16 protein-coding genes are annotated in these 18,802 nt (G+C 68.6%); 6 read left to right on the top strand and 10 right to left on the bottom strand.

What is annotated here, in order from left to right; genetic code table 11:
- Window positions 1-99: 99 nt before the first annotated feature.
- The gene (locus tag BLS40_RS09860; RefSeq protein WP_231908447.1) at window positions 100-1,755 is read right to left on the bottom strand and encodes a purine-cytosine permease family protein; all 1,656 of its coding nucleotides are present in this window, start codon (window positions 1,753-1,755) and stop codon (window positions 100-102) included.
- A 404-nt stretch (window positions 1,756-2,159) separates the two neighbouring features.
- On the opposite strand from BLS40_RS09860, the gene BLS40_RS09855 reads away from it, so the two are divergent.
- Genes BLS40_RS09855 through BLS40_RS09840 form a run of 4 tightly spaced genes read left to right on the top strand, consistent with a single transcriptional unit; the run spans window position 2,160 to window position 5,710 of the window.
- On the top strand, window positions 2,160-3,056 hold the full coding sequence (locus BLS40_RS09855) for a MetQ/NlpA family ABC transporter substrate-binding protein (protein WP_092151710.1): 897 nt from the start codon (window positions 2,160-2,162) through the stop codon (window positions 3,054-3,056).
- A 52-nt stretch (window positions 3,057-3,108) separates the two neighbouring features.
- Complete coding sequence (locus tag BLS40_RS09850; RefSeq protein ID WP_092151708.1) at window positions 3,109-4,005, top strand: MetQ/NlpA family ABC transporter substrate-binding protein; 897 nt, start codon at window positions 3,109-3,111, stop codon at window positions 4,003-4,005.
- Complete coding sequence (locus tag BLS40_RS09845) at window positions 4,005-5,033, top strand: methionine ABC transporter ATP-binding protein (RefSeq protein WP_092151707.1); 1,029 nt, start codon at window positions 4,005-4,007, stop codon at window positions 5,031-5,033. Before BLS40_RS09850 ends, BLS40_RS09845 begins: the two co-directional genes overlap by 1 nt.
- Window positions 5,030-5,710, top strand: coding sequence for a methionine ABC transporter permease (locus BLS40_RS09840; protein WP_092151705.1), 681 nt, complete (start codon window positions 5,030-5,032; stop codon window positions 5,708-5,710). The genes BLS40_RS09845 and BLS40_RS09840 overlap by 4 nt, the downstream gene beginning before the upstream one ends.
- Here BLS40_RS09840 and BLS40_RS09835 read toward each other — a convergent pair.
- On the bottom strand, window positions 5,707-6,621 hold the full coding sequence (locus tag BLS40_RS09835; RefSeq protein ID WP_092151703.1) for a sucrase ferredoxin: 915 nt from the start codon (window positions 6,619-6,621) through the stop codon (window positions 5,707-5,709). The two genes, BLS40_RS09840 and BLS40_RS09835, sit on opposite strands and share 4 nt — an antisense overlap.
- Before the next feature lie 105 nt (window positions 6,622-6,726).
- Between BLS40_RS09835 and BLS40_RS09830 the strand changes: the two genes are divergently transcribed.
- Entirely contained in the window at window positions 6,727-7,332 is a 606-nt protein-coding gene (locus BLS40_RS09830; protein WP_456236291.1) for an AMIN-like domain-containing (lipo)protein, read from the top strand.
- Between the two features lie 7 nt (window positions 7,333-7,339).
- Here BLS40_RS09830 and BLS40_RS09825 read toward each other — a convergent pair whose 3' ends face one another.
- The 7 genes from BLS40_RS09825 to BLS40_RS09795 all read right to left on the bottom strand — a co-directional run bounded on the left by BLS40_RS09825 (window position 7,340) and on the right by BLS40_RS09795 (window position 16,016).
- On the bottom strand, window positions 7,340-8,884 hold the full coding sequence (locus BLS40_RS09825; RefSeq protein ID WP_092151699.1) for a Y-family DNA polymerase: 1,545 nt from the start codon (window positions 8,882-8,884) through the stop codon (window positions 7,340-7,342).
- 1 nt (window position 8,885) lies between these two features.
- On the bottom strand, window positions 8,886-9,635 hold the full coding sequence (locus tag BLS40_RS09820; protein ID WP_231908446.1) for a hypothetical protein: 750 nt from the start codon (window positions 9,633-9,635) through the stop codon (window positions 8,886-8,888).
- A 70-nt stretch (window positions 9,636-9,705) separates the two neighbouring features.
- Window positions 9,706-10,932: an alkylhydroperoxidase domain protein gene (locus BLS40_RS09815; RefSeq protein WP_092151696.1), complete on the bottom strand. Its 1,227-nt coding sequence runs from the start codon at window positions 10,930-10,932 to the stop codon at window positions 9,706-9,708.
- Window positions 10,925-12,571 carry a dipeptide ABC transporter ATP-binding protein gene (locus tag BLS40_RS09810; protein WP_092151694.1) on the bottom strand — a complete coding sequence of 549 codons (1,647 nt, stop codon included), beginning with the start codon at window positions 12,569-12,571 and terminating at the stop codon, window positions 10,925-10,927. Before BLS40_RS09810 ends, BLS40_RS09815 begins: the two co-directional genes overlap by 8 nt.
- Complete coding sequence (locus BLS40_RS09805) at window positions 12,568-13,413, bottom strand: ABC transporter permease (RefSeq protein WP_092151692.1); 846 nt, start codon at window positions 13,411-13,413, stop codon at window positions 12,568-12,570. Before BLS40_RS09805 ends, BLS40_RS09810 begins: the two co-directional genes overlap by 4 nt.
- A complete protein-coding gene (locus tag BLS40_RS09800) occupies window positions 13,410-14,345 on the bottom strand; it encodes an ABC transporter permease (RefSeq protein WP_092151690.1) in 936 nt (311 codons plus the stop codon). Before BLS40_RS09800 ends, BLS40_RS09805 begins: the two co-directional genes overlap by 4 nt.
- Entirely contained in the window at window positions 14,346-16,016 is a 1,671-nt protein-coding gene (locus tag BLS40_RS09795; protein WP_231908445.1) for a TIGR04028 family ABC transporter substrate-binding protein, read from the bottom strand. It lies immediately after the preceding gene.
- A 128-nt stretch (window positions 16,017-16,144) separates the two neighbouring features.
- Between BLS40_RS09795 and BLS40_RS09790 the strand changes: the two genes are divergently transcribed.
- Window positions 16,145-18,076, top strand: coding sequence for an FAD/NAD(P)-binding protein (locus BLS40_RS09790; RefSeq protein ID WP_092152265.1), 1,932 nt, complete (start codon window positions 16,145-16,147; stop codon window positions 18,074-18,076).
- On the opposite strand, the gene BLS40_RS09785 is transcribed toward BLS40_RS09790, so the two are convergent.
- On the bottom strand, window positions 18,042-18,704 hold the full coding sequence (locus tag BLS40_RS09785; protein ID WP_092151686.1) for a response regulator transcription factor: 663 nt from the start codon (window positions 18,702-18,704) through the stop codon (window positions 18,042-18,044). The two genes, BLS40_RS09790 and BLS40_RS09785, sit on opposite strands and share 35 nt — an antisense overlap.
- Between the last annotated feature and the right edge of the window lie 98 nt (window positions 18,705-18,802).

Genomic DNA, 18,802 nt, shown 5'->3' with positions numbered 1-18,802 from the left:
CCAGAGAGTCAGTGAGGCAAATTATAACAACAATTCAGTCGCTGGACAGCGAAAAAGGGCCCCGGCGATTCATCGCCGAGGCCCTTACCAGCACCTGAGCTACTGTCGCGGGCCCAGATCCTCGGGCAAAACGTGCTCACCGGTCTTGTCCATGGTCAGCGCCAGGGAGGAAATGTAGCGCGGCGACCCGTCCGGGTGATCCGTTGCAGAGCGGATCACGTCCGGTCGTTCAACCTCCTCACCTGTGACGCAGCAGGTGAAGCGCTCATCGGAAGGGTTAAAGTGAGCGTCGAAAAGCGGGGCGTCGATGCCGTCGTGGGTGCGGCGGCGGTAGTACTTGCCCTTGGTCAACACGGCGATCAGCGGGGTGCACACCACAGCGATCAGTGCCGCGGCGAGCGCAGAGTAGGGCCTGGCCGCCTCACCGAAGGCACCGAAGAACATGGCAACGGAGACGATTGCGGACAATCCGAGTGAACCGAGGCCCACCGGGTTGAAGTTGGCGATCATGCCGCGGCGGTACTCGGGGTACTCGGGCGAGATCTTCAACAGGGACTTGTTGATCGCGATGTCCGCAGCGACCGTGAAGATCCAGGCGATAGCGAGGTTGGAGTAGAAGCCGAGCACGAAGCTGAGCATGCCGAACATGTTGAATTCCATCAACGCCAACGCGATGGCCAAGTTGAAGAACACGAAGAATGTGCGGCCCGGGTACGTCTGGGTGATGCGGGTGTAGGAGTTGGTCCAAGCCAGCGATCCGGAGTAGGCGTTGGTGACGTTGATCTTGATCTGAGAGACCACCACCAAAAACACCGCGAGCGTCACTGCCAACCAAGCGGGCATCATTTCCTGATAGAGGGCGAAGAACTGGCGCACGGGCTCGGAAGCCTCAGCCGCCGACGCGCCAAGGTGGCTCATGACGTAGACGGCGAGGAACACACCGAGGATCTGCTTGGTCGCGCCGAAGAACACCCAACCCGGGCCGGCCATGATCACGGAGGTCCACCACGACCGAGAGTTCTCCGGAGTCTTCGGTGGCATGAAGCGGATGTAGTCGTTGTTTTCCGCAATCTGCGCCACCAGGGCGAGGCAGACGCCGGCGGCGAGCATCATTGCAGCGAAGCTCGCTTCACCGGTGCCCTCACCGGTGTAGTTGAGGAACTCGGTGACAGTGCTCGGCTCCTGAACGACGAGGATGATCAGCGGGAGCACGATCATGACCAGCCACAGCGGGTTCGTCCACGTCTGGAGCTTGGACAAGAGCTTCATGCCGTAGATGACCAGCGGGAAGATGATCAACGTGGACACCAGGTAGCCGAGCCACAACGGCACCCCGAGACCCAGCCTCAAGCCCTGCGCCATGATCGCACCTTCGAGGGCGAAGAAGATGAACGTGAAGCTGGCGAAGATGATGTTGGTCACCACGGAGCCGTAGTAGCCGAAGCCCGAGCCACGTGTGATCAGGTCAAGATCCAGGTTGAACTTCGCCGCATAGACCGCGAGCGGGAAGGATGAGACGAAGATCAGTACCGCCGCGATGAGGATGCCGCCTATCGCGTTGGTCGTGCCGTGAGTGATGCCGATGCCTGCGCCGATGGAGAAGTCCGCGAGGTAGGCCATTCCGCCGAGCGCGGAGCCTGCCACGGCTGCCGGGGTCCAGCGCCGGTAGCTCCGCGGCGCGAATCGAAGTGGGAAATCGTCGTTGAGTTTTGTTACCGGCGCCCCGGTGTCACCCACTTTGGTTGTTGTGCTCACTGTTGTACTCGCTTTCAGAAAGTACCCACGACAGTTTTCTAACTGTCGGTCGACAGGCTGGCATTTCAAGACACGCGTTTCAATAGGGCGATAGAAACCTTTTCGGGGCCGAGCACACCACCCGACGTCTAGCAATTCAGGAAATTTCGCTGTTCACGTCAGTATTTTAAGGGATCGCCCACATCGCGCGCCACGCGATCAATGTGAACAAGATCACCGCGTGACACGCGGCAGGCCCCTGTTACCGGCCCCGATTCCGCTCGTGCGCCCAGGTATTTCCCCGACCCCATAGACCCCGGCCGGGGCCGCGTCCCCCCTTCACCGCGATCAAGAAAATAGACTAAGCGGTATGCCGGGTGATAGATTTTCTCCCGATATACTTCGCTTTTTTTAAAGGAGACCCCATGCGACTCAACCGAGTGCTCGCCACCCTGGCCGCCACCGGCATCGCCGCAACCAGCCTGGTTGCCTGCGGCACTGAATCCGCCAACACCGCCACCCCCGGCACCACGGGGGAAAACGGTGAAACCGTGATCAAGATCGGCACCACGGACGCCGACCAGCAGGCGTGGTCCGTCTTCAGCGACTTGGCCGCGGAGCAGGGCATCACCCTCGACATTGTGCAGTTCTCCGACTACGCCCCGGTCAACGAGGCGCTCGCCCAGGGTGAGTTGGACGTGAACAAGTTCCAGCACATCAAGTACCTGGCGGAGTACAACAAGAACTCCGGCAACGACCTGCGCATCGTCGGCTCCACCGAGATCGTGCCCCTGGCCCTGTTCTGGAAGGACAACGACTCCCTCGACGGCATTGAGGGCGAGGAGATCGCCATCCCCAACGACCCGTCGAACCAGGGCCGCGCCATCAACGTGCTCGTCCAGGCTGACCTGGTCACCCTCAAGGACACCGTCGCGGATCCGCTGGCGCCGACGCCGGCGGATATTGACGCGGCTACGTCCAAGGTCTCCGTCGTGCCCGTTGATGCGTCCCAGACCCCGACCGCCTACAACGAGGGCCGCCCCGCCATCATCAACAACACCTGGCTGGACCGCGCCGGCATCGAGCCGGGCCTGGCCGTGTTCGAGGATGACCCGAACTCCCCCGAGGCCGAGCCCTACATCAACGTCTTCGCCTCCCGCTCGGGCGACATTGACGACGAAACCCTGAGCAAGCTCGTCGAAATCTGGCACGACCCGAAGGTCACCGAGGCTGTCGCCCAGGACTCCAAGGGCACCTCCGTGCCGGTCAAGCGTGACAAGGGTGAGCTCAACGACCTGCTGACCGAGCTCGAGTCCAAGTAAGCGCGCGTAAGCGCAAGTAAGCGTATATCACGTATTTAAGGAATCACGACACATGAACATCACGCGCATCGCGGCCACCGTCGCCGCCACCACCATCGCCGCGACGAGCCTCGTCGCCTGCGGCGGCGAGTCCACCACCGGCACCAACGCTCCCGGTGAAGGCAACGACCGCATCACGGTGAAGATCGGCACCACGGACGCGGACCAGCAGGCCTGGACCGCCTTCGAGAAGAAGGCCGAGGAAGAGGGCATCGACCTCGACATCGTCCGCTTCACCGAGTACCCGCCGGTCAACCCGGCCCTCGACGAGGACCAGATCGAGATCTCCAAGTTCCAGACCATCAACTACCAGGCCCAGTACAACGCCTCGGCGAACAAGGACCTGCGCATCATCGGCTCGGGCGAGATCAACATCCTGGGCCTGTACTGGAAGGACCACGACTCCCTCGACGGCATCGAGGGCGAGGAGGTCGCCATCCCCAACGACCCGTCGAACCAGGGCCGCGCCATCAACGTGCTCGTCCAGGCCGACCTGGTCACCCTCAAAGACGGCGCCCCGAAGCTGACGCCGACGCCGGCCGACATCGACGAGGCCGCCTCCAAGGTCTCCGTCGTGGCGGTCGACGCGGCCCAGACCCCGTCGGCCTACAACGAGGGCCGGCCCGCAGTGATCAACAACAACTGGCTCTCGCGCGCGGGCATCGACCCGGCGTCCGCCGTCGCCGCCGACGACCCGAACTCCGAGCTGGCCGAGCCCTACATCAACGTGTTCACGGTCAAGGGCGACCAGCTCGACAACGTGGCGTTTGAGAAGCTCGTGGAGGTCTGGCACTCCGACGAGGTCACCGAGGCGCTGAACCAGGACTCCGGCGGCACCGCCGTGCAGGTCAAGCGCTCCAAGGAGGAGCTCAACGAGATTCTTGACGGCCTCGTGGAGGAGTACAAGTAGTGTCATCCACCGGTACCCGGGTCGAGTTCCGGGGCGTGTCCAAAGTGTTCACCACGGGCAAGCGCGAGGTCACGGCCGTCGATAACGTGACGTTGACCGTCGAGCCCGGCGAGATCCTCGGCGTCATCGGGTACTCGGGTGCCGGCAAGTCGACGCTCGTGCGTCTCATCAACGGCCTGGACATGCCGACGAGCGGCGAGCTGCTTCTCGACGGCACCGACATCGCCGGGATGAAGGAGCGCGAGCTGCGCAGCATCCGCCGCGGTGTCGGCATGATCTTCCAGCAGTTCAACCTGTTCAACTCCCGCACCGCCGCGGGCAACGTTGAGTACCCGCTCACCCTGGCCGGGATGCCGTCCGCGGAGCGCAAGCGCCGCGTGACCGAGCTGCTCGAGTTCGTCGGCCTGTCGGACCGCGGCTCGAACTACCCCGAGCAGCTCTCCGGCGGCCAGAAGCAGCGCGTGGGCATCGCCCGGGCGCTCGCCACCAACCCGTCTCTCCTGCTCGCGGACGAAGCTACGTCCGCCCTCGACCCGGAGACCACCCGCGAGGTCCTCGAGGTGCTGCGCCGAGTCAACGAGGAGCTCGGCATCACCATCGTGGTGATCACCCACGAGATGGAGGTGGTGCGTTCCCTCGCGGACAAGGTGGCCGTGATGGAGGGCGGCCGGGTGGTCGAGTACGGCTCGGTCTACCAGGTGTTCTCCAACCCCCAGACGCAGGTGGCCAGGCGGTTCGTGGCCACGTCGCTGCGCAACACCCCCGACGAGGTGGAGGCCCGCGACCTGCTCTCGGAGCCCGGCCGACTGTTCACCGTCGACCTGGATGAGGATTCCGGCTTCTTCGGCGCCGTGGAGTCCGCCCGGGCGGCAGGCGTGAAGGTCAAGCCCGTCCACGGGGGAATCACCACGCTGCAGAACCACTCCTTCGGCAAGATGACGGTGCGGTTGACCGGCGACGACGCCGCGATCAGCCAGTTCCTGGCCACCCTGCAGCGCACCACCGACATTGAGGAGATCGTCCGATGAACACACTCGTCCTCGCGCAACCCAACTGGGAGCGACTCGGCCCGACGTTTGTCGAGGCCATCGGCGACACCCTGTATATGGTCGCCATCACCATGGTCGTGGGCGGCTTCTTCGGCCTCGTGCTCGGCGTGTTCCTCTACACCACCCGCCCCGGCGCAATCCTGCAGAACCGCGCCGTGTACTGGCTGATCAACGTGGCGGTGAACTTCTTCCGGCCGATCCCCTTCATCATCATGATCGCCATGCTCTACCCCATCACCCTGCAGGTGGTGGGCACCACCATCGGCCGCTCGGCCGCCACCTTCGTCATGTGTGTGGCCGCGACGTTCACCGTCGCCCGCATCGTGGAGCAGAACCTAGTCTCCATCGACCCGGGCGTGATTGAGGCGGCGCGTTCCATGGGCGCGGGGCCGTGGCGCATCATCCGCACCGTGATCCTTCCGGAGGCACTCGGCCCCCTGATCCTGGGTTACACCTTCATCTTCATCGCGGTGATCGACATGTCCGCCATGGCCGGCTACATCGGCGGCGGCGGTCTTGGAGACTTCGCCATCGTCTACGGCTACCGCCAATTCGAGCCGGCGGTCACCTTCGCGGCCGTGATCGTGATTGTGATCATGGTCCAGCTCGCCCAGTTCCTGGGCAACTGGCTGTCGAAGAGGGTCATGCGCCGCTAGTGAGCGCGCGCGAGCGTGTCGACGCCCCACACAACGCCGTCCTTCGGCTCCTCGCCGCAGGAGGACAGCACTCCGCTGACAGAGCCCCGGCGCAGGTCGATGTCATAGGAGGCGTTGGTGGAGGCGTCGATTAGCGTGACGCGCGCCCGATCCCCACTGACATCCTCGCTGACGAGCTGGAGCTGACCGTAGGTGATGCGCGTCCCCTCGGTGGCGAGGTGCGCGGCGAGGGCGACCTCGGCCGCCTGCGTGGGCGCGGAGAAGATGCCGCGCCCGCGGTTGCCGGGCACGAAGTACAGCCCGCGCATGGAGTCGGCGATCATCGCCTCCGTGGCCTCCAGGTTCATCCGCCCGAAGCTGTAGCCCCACGGCATGAGCAGCAAGGTGGCCGCGAAGCGGTGCCCCTTGATGTGGGAGGTCTCCCACACCACGTCGCTGCCCCGGTTGAAGGGGTAGATCTTTTCCAGCTCGTTGACCAGGGGGCGGCCTTTGACCGCGCAGCAGCGGTCGCGCTTGCCGTGGGTGCACACCAGCACCAGCGGGGTGGGCCTGGCCATCGCGTGGTTCTTGCCCGGCCCGGACAAATCGAGCTCCAGGATCGCTTCCGGCCCGGAGACATGCTTGACTTCGGTGAGCCCGATGCGGGTGTGGACGATGTAGAGGTGGTGGTCGTCGATACGCCGGCCCTCACGCGTCGGGTGGCGGATCAGCTGCAGGGACGCACCGAATGTCTTCAGGTGAGCCTTGATCTTCGCGCTGAGCTCCGCGCCCAGTGTGTCCCCGTCGAGGACGTCGTTGCTCCAGGGGCCGGGCCACTCGAACAGCACGTACACGTCGCCTCGTTTCGCGGTGCCAGGCAGGGGCTCCACTTCCACATCCGAGCAAAAGATGTCTTCGGCGATCGCACTCATGCCTCCCCACCTTACCCCCTCATTTACGCAACAGTTTTGTAACCTTTTTCGCCTCCGGCGGATTTAATTTCGTTAATGCCGGGGGGACTGGTTACGGTGGCTGATATGTTTTTGTCGGTCGGTCTTCCACGAGCAGCTGCCGGGACGGGTCTCGCGGCCGTGGCCTGCGCTGCCGCGGTCGCCGTGAGCGCGTGCGCTACTGACGCCGCCCCGATGCGGGACGGCACGGAAACCGTCGCGGCCAAGCTCGGCGGCACGCCCGGCCCCGTCGCGCCGGCGTCCATGGACCAGTCCCCCAAGACGCTACGGCCCGAACCGCCCGCGCAGCTCGCCGTCGGTGACGTCACCGTGGCCAGCCACGGCGGGTACGACCGGCTCGTGGTCACGCTGCACGGCGCGGGCCAACCCGGCTGGTTCGTCGACTACGTCCCCTCGCCCATGCAGGAGACCATCGGCAAGCCCATCAAGGTGGCGGGCAACGCGTTTTTGAACATCAACATCGACGGCACCGTGAGCCGCGCCGAGGCGGGCCTGGCCTCTCCCGCCCCCATCGACATCTCCGCCGCCTCCTCCAACGTGGTCGACCTCGTTAACGTCGGCACCATCGACGACCGGACGCAGCTTATCCTCGGCCTGCGCACGGCCGCCCCCTACTCGGTGCAACTCACCAGCGACCCCACGCGCCTGATAATCGACATCTCCACCTCCTAGAACTCCTTCACCCGTAGACGGCTTCGACCCTCCAGCGCTGCCGCACCCACACCAGCAGCCAGCCGCACGGTTCGCTCCCCTCCTCCGGCACGCCCACCACCTGCAGCCGCGCAACCCGGTTCGGTGCCGCGCCCCACCAGCCCTCGTCCACCGGCCAGGGACCCGCCCAACCGGTGACCAGGTAGCGCTTCGTGCCCCACCCCAGCGCATACGGGGACGACGTGAGCAGAACCTCGGCGCTGACCCCCACCGGGGCCGCCTCCGCATCGATGAGCACCACCTTCGACGCCGGGTGATCGATCCCCTCGCCGAGGCGGGCCGGAAGCGGGGGCGGGATTGCTCCCGGCCACGGCGCGGCGGCGGGTGCCGCTCTGCTCTCCCCGTACGGGACGAGCTCCACCCGCTCCGCCACCCCGCGCCCGCCAACCAGCCGCGGCTGGAGCACCGCCTCGATGCCCAGCTGCGACTGCACCCGCTCCACCACCCGCCGCGCCTCGTCCGTGGTGGTGCCGTCCGCCCACAGCTCGCCCACGACCTCCGGCTCCGCCAGCTCCAGCGGCTCCAGCACCAGCGAGGTGATCTCGCCGGCGCCTCCCCCGGTGAGCCATCCGTCGAGCTGCCAGCGCACCCGGTCCGCTGTACCCGCCTCCGTCAGCGCCTCGCGCGTGCGCCACACCCGCTCCACCCGCTCGCCGCTGCCCAGCTCGGCCGTGACTTTGAGGCGCACGCACACCCGGCCCGCCGCCTTGAGCCGGGCGTGCAGGCTCGCCGCCAGGGCGCGGGCCGCAAAAGCGGCCGCGTCCACGCGGTCAATCGGCTCCTCCGGGGTGACCGCCACCGCCAGATCGGCCACCGGAAGCTCCGGGGCCACCCGCCGGTCCGGGGCCGCGCACGCGATGCGGTGGATGTGGGTGCCGCGCGCCCCGAAGCGCGTGGACATCGCCGTGGCGGGCACCTCGGCGACGTCGCCGAGGGTGGCCAGGCCCAGCTGACTCAGCGCCTTGACCACCTCCGTGTCCGCCCCCAGCGCCACCTCCGCGAGCAGCATGCGAACCGGCTGGGACGCCAGGAACTGCCGCGAGCCGCCCGGCGGGACCACGGCGGAGGAACGGGCGGCCAGCACCGCCGTGGCAATCTCGTCCGCCACTCCGGCGAGGGCGTCGATGCCGCGGCGCGCTGCGGCGTCGATAAGCATCTCCGTGGCACGGTCCTCGCCGCCGTGGAACTTCCCCGCGGCGGCGACATCCACCACCACGAGGCCGGGGCGCAGGACCTCCACGGAGGAGGCGACATCGTCGAAGCTGGCCGCCAGCGCGGCAAACATCCGCCCGTCGCGGTCGGGGTTGTCCTCCATCACCGTCAGCTCCGGCACCAGCGCCTGGGCGTGGCGGATTTTCATTCCGCGCCGCACCCCGCGCCCGCGCGCGGTCCGCGAGCACACCTTCACGCGGTGCTGGGCCGCAACCACCATGGGCTCGCTCAGCTCATCGCCCGCCTCCAGCCGCGCCGCCTGCACGGGCCAGTCCGGGAACCAGACCGCAGCCACGCGCACCTCACCTCACCGCCCTCAGCGGGCGCAGCGGGCTCAGTGGGCTCAGTGGGCTCAGTGGGCTCAGTGGGCTCAGTGGGCTCAGCCGCGGCGCCTCTCCGAACGTGATCACCGCCGAGGCGGTCCTGTGGCCGGCGGCCTCGACGCGCATGTCCATCCCCGCGATGCGCCCGGCTCCGCGTCCGATGCCGTGGAACCCGGTCACCCGGCCGGTGACGGTCAGCGTGGGCGAAGGAACGCGGGCGTTGACCGTGAGCAGAGCGGCGCGCCCCTTGCGCACCCGGGCCAGCAGGGGGCGGGCGCGCACCGGGCTGATGTTGATGGCCTGGGGCGTGCGCAGCACCACGAGGTCGAGGCCCTCGACCAGCACGCCCGCGACGCTCAATGGGTCGATGCCGGGGTCGGGGACGGCGATGACCCGCTCGAGGGCCGCAACCGCGGCGTAGGACAGATCCGGCCACCCCACCACGCCCGCGAACCCTCCTGCGGCGGTTATGGAGTCCACCATCTCCACCACCAGCGCGGGCGTGTCACTTACGTGGGTCACCGCCCGGCGCGGCAACCCGCCACCGGGCAAAACAGTTCGAAACATCTCCCCGACGCCCACGACATCCGTGTCGGGCGCCACGGGTTCGGGCACCTCGCCGCCCAGCGCGGCCATGCGTGAGCGCAGCTCAGCGATGCGATCTGCACGGCTGAGCTGCTCCGGGGCAGCCTCGGGGCCCCGGGGTAGTCGAATAGGTGTTCCACTCACGCCACTCAGTATGCACCCGCGCTTCGACAGCGGCAAGCGCCAAGGTCGAACGTGTTTTCTACGGTTTTAGCTACCGGAAGCGCCGCGGAACGTCGGGCTCCCCCAGGGTGAGCATCAGGCGGTTGGCCCAGTTGAAGAACGCCGACGCGTTGACAACGTCGAGCACCGCCAGATCGTCCAGCCCCGCCGCGCGCAGCGCGTCGACGTGCTCCGCGCCAAACCGCGTCGGCGTGGAGGTCAGCGCCACCGCGGCGTCGCGGATCGCGGACCACGCCGGCGAGCCGAGGTCCGCGGCGATCCCCTCGTCCAAGAGGCGGTCGATCGCCGCGGCGTCGCCGCCCTCGTCCTTCGAGCGGGCCTGGTGCACGGACGCGCAGTATGTGCACCCGTTGAAACGGGAGACCACCGTGGCCGCGAGCTCGCGTTCGGCGCGCCCCAGACCGCCGTCGGTGTTGTAGAAGATGTCGAGGTCGGTCAGGGTGCGCGCCTTCAACGCGTCCGGGTCCCGGGCGAGCAGCCGGAAGTACTCGGAGTCGATGCGCTGCGGCTGGATCAACGCGTCGCGGTGCCGGTCGGTGAACTCCCCCTTCGGCAGCGCCTGGAGCCACGGCTTCCACCCCAGGGAGTGCGCCACAAACGTCTCCGGCGCGACCACGTCGGGGGTCAGCGTGCGCGGGCCCGGGGCCCAGCCGGGATCCGGCACCCCGTCGGCCCGCTGCACCTCTCGCGGGGCCGCGGCGGATCCCCCCACCACGGCTACGCCGTGGACGACGCGGAGCTGGAACGCGAGGAAGGAGATGAGCTGCGCCAGCGACACGATCGCGTCATCACTCCAGCCCACCTCCTGCAGGTGGCCGATTGCCGCCGGGGAGGCGTCCGCGGGGTGGAAGGTGAGCAGGTGGGCGAAGTCCAACCCCGCCGCGAGGCGCGCGGGGATCCCGGCAGAATCGGTGTCGGAGGTTCCGAAGGTGACGAACCCGCCGGACGCGTAGGGCCCGGTTGACACGCCGCGCTCGACCGCCTCGTCGACCGCGGCCGCCAGCGCTTCCGCCTCCCCGTCGTCGCCCTCCTCCGCCAGCAGCTCCCGGTAGAACTCGTGCGCACGGCCGGCACCGGAGACGCCGGAGACGAACGCGGCCACGGCGTAGCGCCACGCCTGGGGGAAGTCGCCGGGCTCCGCGGGCTCCAGCAGCGCGCGGAAACTCGCCTGGGCGTTCTCCGTGGCGTCGGGTCGCCGGTCGCGCAGCTGCGCGATGTCCGGGGTGGCGTCGGCAAGCAGGTTGATCAGGTCAGACAATGTATTCTCCCAACTTCCGGGCGCGGAAGATGGTGCCCGGGATCGCGTCGATGAGTGTCCGGGTGACGTCGGCCCGCGGGTGGCTGAACACATCGTCGGTGACGCCGGACTCCACCTGCCGGCCCCGGCTGAAGACGCTCACGGTGTCCGAGATCTGCTTGACCACCGCAAGGTCGTGGGAAATGAAGATGTAGGTCAGGCCGAGTTCGGCCTGCAGGTCCTCCAGGAGGCGGAGGATCTGGGCCTGCACCGTGACATCGAGCGCCGAGACGGCCTCGTCGAGGACCACGAGCTCGGGCTCGACGACGAGGGCACGCGCGATGGCGACGCGCTGGCGCTGCCCGCCCGAAAGCTCGGCCGGGCGCCGGCTGGCCAGCTCCGGCTCCAACGCGACGCGCCGCAGGAAGTCGCGGACCCTCTCCCGTGCCCGCGACCCGCGCAGACCCAGCAGGTAGCGCACGGGCTCCGCCACGATCTCCTCCACCGTCAAACGCGGGTCGAGGGAGGAGAACGGGTTTTGGTGCACCATCTGAATCCGCGAGCGCAGGCGGTGCCGCGCCCGAGAGCCCGGGCGGGTGATGTCGGCGCCGTCGAAGGTGATTGTTCCCGCGCTCGGCGGGCCGAACAGGGAAATGGCCCTGCCGGTGGTGGTCTTCCCCGAGCCCGACTCGCCCACGAGCGCATGGGTCGAGCCGCGCGCCACGTCGAAGCTCACGCCGTCGACCGCGGTGAAGTCGCCGAAGTCCACCCGGAGGCCGTCGACACGCAGCAGCACGTCGTCCCCCACCGGCGGGCGGTGACCCGCATTCGAGGCGGCGAGCGAGGGGGCGTCGGCAAGCAGGCGGCGGGAGTAGTCCTGCCGCGGGTGGGAGAGCACCTCGCTGGCCGGGCCGGTCTCCACCACGCGGCCGTCCTGCATGATCACGATGTCGTCGGCGCGGTCACCCGCCACCGCGAGGTCGTGGGTGATGAGGAGAACCGCTAGGCCGAGCTCGTGGCGCATGCGGTCGAGCAGGTCGAGGATCGTCTTCTGCACCGTGACGTCGAGCGCTGAGGTCGGCTCGTCCGCGATGAGCACCTCGGGCTCCAGCGCGACGGCGGCGGCGATGAGGACGCGCTGCTTCATACCTCCCGACAGCTCGTGCGGGTGCTGGCCGTAGCGGCGCTCCGGGTCGTCGATGCCCACCTCGCGCAGGAGCTCGAGCGCGCGCCGCCGGCGGCTGGCCCGGTCGCCGATACCGTGGATCTCCATGCCCTCCTCGATCGAGGCGCCGATCGTCTTTAAGGGGTTGAGCGAGTTGTTCGGGTCCTGCGGCACCAGGCCAATGCGCACGCCGCGCAGCGCCCGCCACTGCTCGGGCGAGTACCCGCGGAGGTCCTCGCCCCCGAACTCGATCGTGCCGCCCAACACCGTCGCCGCCGGGCCCAGCAGGCCCACCGCCGCCATCGCGGAGGTGGTCTTGCCGGAGCCCGACTCCCCCACGAGCGCGGTCATGCGGCCGGGGCGCAGCTCGAAGCCCACGCCGTCAACGGCCCGGACGGCCTGGGCGCCGCGGCCGGCGGCATACTCCACGGTGAGGTTGGAAACCCGCAGCGCGACCTCGCGCGCCGCTCCCCCGTCATCCACCGTCGTGCTCATCGCTGCTCCTCCACTCCAATGTTGCGCGCCAGGCGGTTGGCGGACATTACGGTCGCGACGATAGCCAGGCCCGGCAGGACGATGGTCCACCACGCGAACGCCATGAAGTCGCGCCCCTCCGCAATGATGAGGCCCCACTCGGGCACGGGCGGCGGCGCGCCGTAACCGAGGAAGCCGAGAATGGACAGCTGGAGCACTGCGGTGCCGAACTGCAGGGCCGCCAGCGCGATCACCGGGGTCAGGGAGTTCGGCAGGACGTGCCGGACCAGAGCCTGGGCCCGGGTCGCACCGGAGCCGTAGGCCGCCTCCACGTAATCGGCCGTCGCCACCGTCATCACCTGCGCGCGCGCCAGGCGAGCGAACGCGGCGATCGTGGCTACGCCAACGGCGAAGGCCGCCTGCAGGGACCCGAATCCCAAGACGATGATGATCGACAGCGACAAGAGGATGCCCGGGATCGCCAGGAGGACATCGACGAGCCGCATGATCACCGTGTCCACCCACCCCCGCGCGGAGCCGGCGACGAGGCCGAGGAGGGTGCCCGCCACCAGGCCCACCAGAACGGCGAGCGCGGCGCCGAACAGCGATTGCCGTGCCCCGTAGACCACGCGCGAATAGAGGTCGCGGCCCACCGAGTCGGTCCCGAACCAGTGCTCTCCGCTCGGGGGCAACAGCGCCACATCCGTGCCCGCGTACGGGTCGGCGGTGGCGAACACCCCCGGGAAGGCGGCCCAGAGAGCCGCCACCGCGAGCACGGCCAGCGCGGCGAGTGAGCCGGGTGCGGTCCAGCGCCCGCCGGTGCGGGGACGGCGGCGCGGGGCGCGCAACAACGTGTCTGTCATGATCGCTCCTTAGGGCGCAGGCGGACGTCAATTACCGGGTAGAGGATGTCGATGAGGAAGTTGATCACCACGTACGCGGCCGCCGCGAGGAGGACGATTCCGAGCAGGACCGGGGTGTCGCGGTTGGACACGGCGGTGACCACCAGCGACCCGAGCCCCGTACGGGCGAAGACGGTCTCGGTCACGACTGCGCCGCTGATGAGCTCGCCGAAGAGCAGGCCGGCCGTGGTCAGCGCGGGCAGCGTGGCGTTGCGCAGCACGTTACGCCAGAAAATCCGCGCCTCGCTCGCCCCACGGGCGCGCAGGACCTGAACGAACGGCTGGGCCTTGACCTCGTCGATCGAGCGCACCAGCACCTGGATCAGCGGCGCCGACATCGGCACGACGAGGGTGAGCGTGGGCAGCACCAGGCCCTCGACGGGGCCGGGGTCGATCACGTCGACCCACCCGAGGCGGAAGGAGAAGAACTGCAGCAGCAGGATGGCCACCCAGAACCCGGGCAGGGAGACGAGGAACGACGGCAGCGAGCGGAAGAAGCCGCCGACCGCGCCCATCCCCGGCAGCGTGGCCACGTACGCGACGGCGAGCGCGACCACCACCGCCAGCCCGACGGACGTGACCGCGAGGGCGAGGGTGTGGGGCGCGGCGTCGGCGATCAGGTCGGCGACGGGGGTCCCGGTGCGCACCGAGTAACCCAGATCGCCGGTGAGGAACCCACCCAGCGCCGTGAAATACTGCACCGCGAGAGGCTTGTCGACGCCCAGCTCGGTGCGGATCGCCTCAACCTCCTCCTTGGACAGGCCCAGCGCCGGGTCGGCGTAGCGGGCCATGACGCCGTCCGACGGAAGCGCGGACAGGAGGAAGAAGGCGGCGGTATAGGCGAGTAGCAGGACAACGAGGGCCTGGGCGAGTCTGCGGATAACGTAGCTCATCTAGTTCCCCTCCCCCTCGCGGGCGTCGTCAAGGTAGACGCTGTAGAAGGATGGCCGGGCCACTGCCTCTGGTTCGAAGCCCTTCAGGCGGTCGGTCGTGGCGTAGACTTGCGGCTCCTCGAACAGCGGGATGGAGTAGGCCTGCTCGGTGACGTAGTCCTGGACGGCCGCGACGGCGGCGGCGCGGTCGGCGTTGTCGGGAAGCGAGACCGTTTGGTGCAGCAGGTCTTCGAGGTGCTGGTCGGCGATCTGCCCCTTCTCCCCGCCGAACGGCGAGTTGATGAACACGTCGCGGGAAGAGACCGAGTAGAGCGACTCGATGGCGCCGTAGTCCGCCCGGCCGACCATGGAGTGGTAAATCTGAATCTTCCCCTGGTCTTTCGCGTCGGCGTTCTGGCTGGCGTTGTCCCCGGAGTTGATGGTCAGTTCAATGCCGATCTGGCGCAGCTGGTCCTGGATCATGGTTTGCACCTCCCGGGAGCGCGGCTGGGGTCCGGCGATGTTGACGCGCAGTGACAAGCGCTCGCCGTCCTTCTGCACGATCCCGTCCGGGCCGGGCGTCCAGCCGGCCTCTGCGAGCAGGCGGCGCGACTCGTCCGGGTCGAAGGCGTAGGCGGACTGGTCCTGCTCCTTGTAGCCCAGGCCCGTGGCCGCCACCGTCGAGGTCGCGAGCGGGTAGGACGGCGAAAACAGCACGCGCAGGATCTCGGCGCGGTCGATGCCGTGGGTGATGGCCTGGCGCACACGGATGTCCTGAAGAAGAGGGTGGTTAAACCGCAGGGCGAGCTGGTTGTTCATGGAGTTCGTGCCGCGGGAGATGATGTGCGCGCCGGCGTCTTCCATGTAGCGCTCGGCGGGGGCGGTGATGCTGCGGGCGATGTCTGCCTGGCCGGAGAGCACCGCGCCGGTGCGCATGGACTCCTCGGGGGCGAGCTTGAAGCGCACCCCGCCGATGCGCGCTCTGCCCTGGTGTTCCAGGGCGGGCGGGGCCCAGTTGTAGTCCTCGCGCGTGCGCAGGGTCAGCTCTGTTCCGAGCTGCTCGTCGCTGATGACGAAGGGCCCGGAGCCGATGACGTTGACGGCGTTGCCGGGGCCGAATTCCTCGTTGCGCATGGCGAGGCTGGCGTCGGACAGCAGGCCGGCGTTGTAGACGGACACCGCCTGCGCGAAGCCGGGGGCCGGCTCGAAGAAGTGGAAGCGGACGGTATCGTCGTCGACGACCTCGCCGTGGTCGTACCCCTTGATCTGCTCGGATGGGCTGAGCAGGCGGGACTTGTCGCCCTTGCCGTAGAGGTCGATGTTGTCCACGACGTTGCGGGCGGTCAGCGGGCTGCCGTCCGAGTACGTCACGTCGGTGCGGATGTCGAAGGTGAACTCGGTGGCGTCCGCGTTGACCTCGGGCAGGCTCGTGGCAATCCACGGCGAGAGCTCGAGCGTGTCTGGGTCCTGGTAGAGCAGTCTGTCCGTGATCTGGTTGACCACCCCGCCGTTCGGGTAGAAGCCCGCGGCCGGCGGGTACAGGCTGGTGAACCAGTTGGGCTCCAGGTAGGTGATGACGTCCTCGCTCGGCTCAGCCGCCTGGGTGCCGGCGTCCGCAGCGCACCCCGCCGCGAGCCCGCCGGCTAGAAGCAGCGCCACGGCGGCGGCCCCTCGTGTCCACCGCGCCCTCACTGCGCGTCGTCCTTCGTCTGGGTCTGCATGGCGCGTAACATACCACGGGTAGACGATTTGGTCTAATAAAAATAAACTACTCGGTCTGTTTGGGGTCCGAAGATGAGGGCGGAGGTACATTGAACCGCATGCAGGCAGACATCGCACTCGTGGGCATGGGCCCGCGCGGGATTTCCACCGTCGAACGCATCGCGTCGTACCTGGACGGCCGCCCCCCGAAGGCACTCACTCTGCACCTCATCGACGACGCCGAGATCGGCGCGGGCCGGGTCTGGGAGACCGACCAGACCCGGACGCTGTGCATGAACACCCTGGCCGGGGCGGTGACGCTCTTTACCGAGCCCGGCTCCACGGTCGGCGGCCGCGTGCTCGAGGGCCCCACCATGTTCGAGTGGATCCAACTCATCCGCGGCGAGCGCGACGCCGTAGCCTCCCCCGCCCGCTCGCTTTACGACGCCCACCCGGCCGACCCCGCGCGCACCGAGCGGTTCGCGGCGGAGATCGCGGCGACGCGCACTGAATCCAACCCCTCCCGCGCCCTCTACGGCGAATACCTCCGCTGGGTCTTCGACGTGGCGCTCGCCCAACTGCCGGACTACGTCACGGTGCGCACCCACCGCGCGCGGGCCGTGGGCATCACCGAGGACGGCGGGCGCGACCGCATCGAGCTGGACGACGGCTCGACCGTCACCGCCGACGCGACCGTGCTGTCCACCGGGTGGGTGCTGCCCGCCCGGTCCGCGCCCCCCTCCTCAGGCGGGGTGTGGGTCGCCCCTGACAACCCGGTCGAGCAGGACACCGCCGCTCTCGCCCCCGGGGAGGCCGTCCTCGTCCGTGGCCTCGGCATGGGATTTTTCGACCTCATGGCGTTGATCACCATCGACCGGGGCGGCCGCTTCGTGCCCGACGCCTCGGCCCGCTCGGGGCTGAGCTACGTCCCGTCGGGGCGCGAGCCGCGCATCGTGGTCACTTCCGGGCGCGGGTACCCGTACCTGCCCAAGTCTGAGTACCACTCGCTTCCGCCCGCCGGAACCCTCGAGCGGCACCGGGCAGTACTCTCAGAACTGGCTTCAGAGCATTCCCCCATCGCGTTCGGCACCCGCATCTGGCCGGCGCTCGTGCGCGACGCCTACGCCGCCTACTACCGCACCCTCGCGCGGGTCCGCCCGAACGCCCTTCGGCGCGGCCTCGACGAGATCGTCGGGCTCATCGACGCCGCCGACGTCGAGCCCGTGGCCTCCGCGGTGGACATCTCGCTCGTGCCCGCGGCGCTCAACGACGCCCTGCGCGGCTCGGCGGACGCGGACTTCGACTTAAACGAGTGGATCGACCCCCTGCGCGGCACCGACGGCCTCGGCATCGGCGAGCTGGGCGAATACATCGCCTCCCGCATGGAACGCGACATCGCCGAGGCCGTCGCGGCGTGGGATTCGCCCGTCAAGGCTGCGCTGTGGGAGATCTCCACGGCGCGCAAGCCCACGACCATCGCCGTGGAGAACGGCCGCGGCGCCGAGGAGGACCGGCTGCGCGCGCTCCGCGAGTTCTTGGCCTTCGGTCAGATGGTGGGTTCCGGGCCTCCCCTGTTCCGCACTCGCGAGCTGCTGGCGCTCTACGACGCAGGGATTATCCGCTTCCTCGGCGGCCAGCCCGTCCTCTCCGCCGCCGACCCGGGATTTACCGCCACGAGCGCCACACGCCGCGTCACGGCACCCGTTCTCGCCGACGCCTTTCTGCCCGGCCCGGACGTCCGCCGCCCCGCCGATCCGCTCACCCGCTCGCTTCTCGACGCCCGGCGCATCCGCCCCTTCGCCCCCCACGGCGTCCCCACCGCCGCTCCTGAGACCGACGCCGCCACCCGGCGCGCCGTGCGCGCCGACGGCACCTTGGACCCGCGGCTGCACATCGCGGGCATTCCCACGGGCGGCCAGTGGGCCGACACGACCATCTCGCCGATGCCGGGCACCGACGCCCCGTTCCTGCAGGAAACAGACGCGGTGGCAGCCTCCCTGCTCTCCCAGTCCTCTCCTAATCCAGGTTTCGGTCCGCCGCCCAGCGCGTGAGCTGATGCCTGTTCGACGTCTGTGTCTTGCGCAAGATATTCGACGCGTGCGTCTCCACCGTCTTCACCGAAATGAACAACTGCCCGCCGATTTCCTTGTAGGTGTAGCCGCGCGCCAGAAGCCGCAGGACTTCCAGCTCGCGCCTCGTGAGGGCGTCGACAAGCGGGTCCTCCACCTTGACCGGCTCGCCCTCGGGGTCCTCCACCACCCCGCCCGAGGCGAAAGCGTCGAGGACGAACCCGGCCAGGCGCGGGGAGAAGTACGCGTCGCCGCCGTGGACGCGCACGATCGCCTCGGCGAGCTCCTCACCTGCGATGTTCTTGGTCACGTACCCGCGCGCCCCGGCGCGGATCAAGGCGATGACGTCCTCCGCCGCGTCCGAGACGGACAGCGCGAGGAAGGTGGCCGGCGTCTCCGACGGGACTCCCCTGATTACGGCGAGGCCGCCGCCGTCGGGCATGTGGACGTCGAGAAGCACGACGTCGGGCCGCACCTGCCCAATACCCGCGATGGCCTCCGCCACCGAGCCCGCCTCCCCGGCGACCTCGATGCCTGCGGCGGCGGCGAGCTCGGCGCGCACGCCGGCACGGAAAACGGAGTGATCGTCGACGAGGAAGACGCGAACCATACACCAGACAATAAGCCACCGGCCGACCCGCCGCGCCCCGTACCGCCGAAATAAGACCCCGCCCATGCGCGTTGTAGTCAGGCGTACCATGGGCGCGG

It is taken from the genome of Corynebacterium mycetoides, assembly GCF_900103625.1.
Lineage (GTDB): Bacteria > Actinomycetota > Actinomycetes > Mycobacteriales > Mycobacteriaceae > Corynebacterium > Corynebacterium mycetoides.
This window is presented reverse-complemented; position numbering and strand designations above follow the sequence as displayed.

Bases quoted from the DNA above. Each gene is read 5' to 3' on its own strand.
- BLS40_RS09835 (WP_092151703.1), bottom strand. From the start codon at position 6,621: ATGAGTGCGATCGCCGAAGACATCTTTTGCTCGGATGTGGAAGTGGAG.
- BLS40_RS09790 (WP_092152265.1), top strand. From the start codon at position 16,145: ATGCAGGCAGACATCGCACTCGTGGGCATGGGCCCGCGCGGGATTTCC.
- BLS40_RS09840 (WP_092151705.1), top strand. From the start codon at position 5,030: ATGAACACACTCGTCCTCGCGCAACCCAACTGGGAGCGACTCGGCCCG.
- BLS40_RS09785 (WP_092151686.1), bottom strand. From the start codon at position 18,704: ATGGTTCGCGTCTTCCTCGTCGACGATCACTCCGTTTTCCGTGCCGGC.
- BLS40_RS09805 (WP_092151692.1), bottom strand. From the start codon at position 13,413: ATGACAGACACGTTGTTGCGCGCCCCGCGCCGCCGTCCCCGCACCGGC.
- BLS40_RS09855 (WP_092151710.1), top strand. From the start codon at position 2,160: ATGCGACTCAACCGAGTGCTCGCCACCCTGGCCGCCACCGGCATCGCC.
- BLS40_RS09810 (WP_092151694.1), bottom strand. From the start codon at position 12,571: ATGAGCACGACGGTGGATGACGGGGGAGCGGCGCGCGAGGTCGCGCTG.
- BLS40_RS09830 (WP_456236291.1), top strand. From the start codon at position 6,727: ATGTTTTTGTCGGTCGGTCTTCCACGAGCAGCTGCCGGGACGGGTCTC.
- BLS40_RS09800 (WP_092151690.1), bottom strand. From the start codon at position 14,345: ATGAGCTACGTTATCCGCAGACTCGCCCAGGCCCTCGTTGTCCTGCTA.
- BLS40_RS09850 (WP_092151708.1), top strand. From the start codon at position 3,109: ATGAACATCACGCGCATCGCGGCCACCGTCGCCGCCACCACCATCGCC.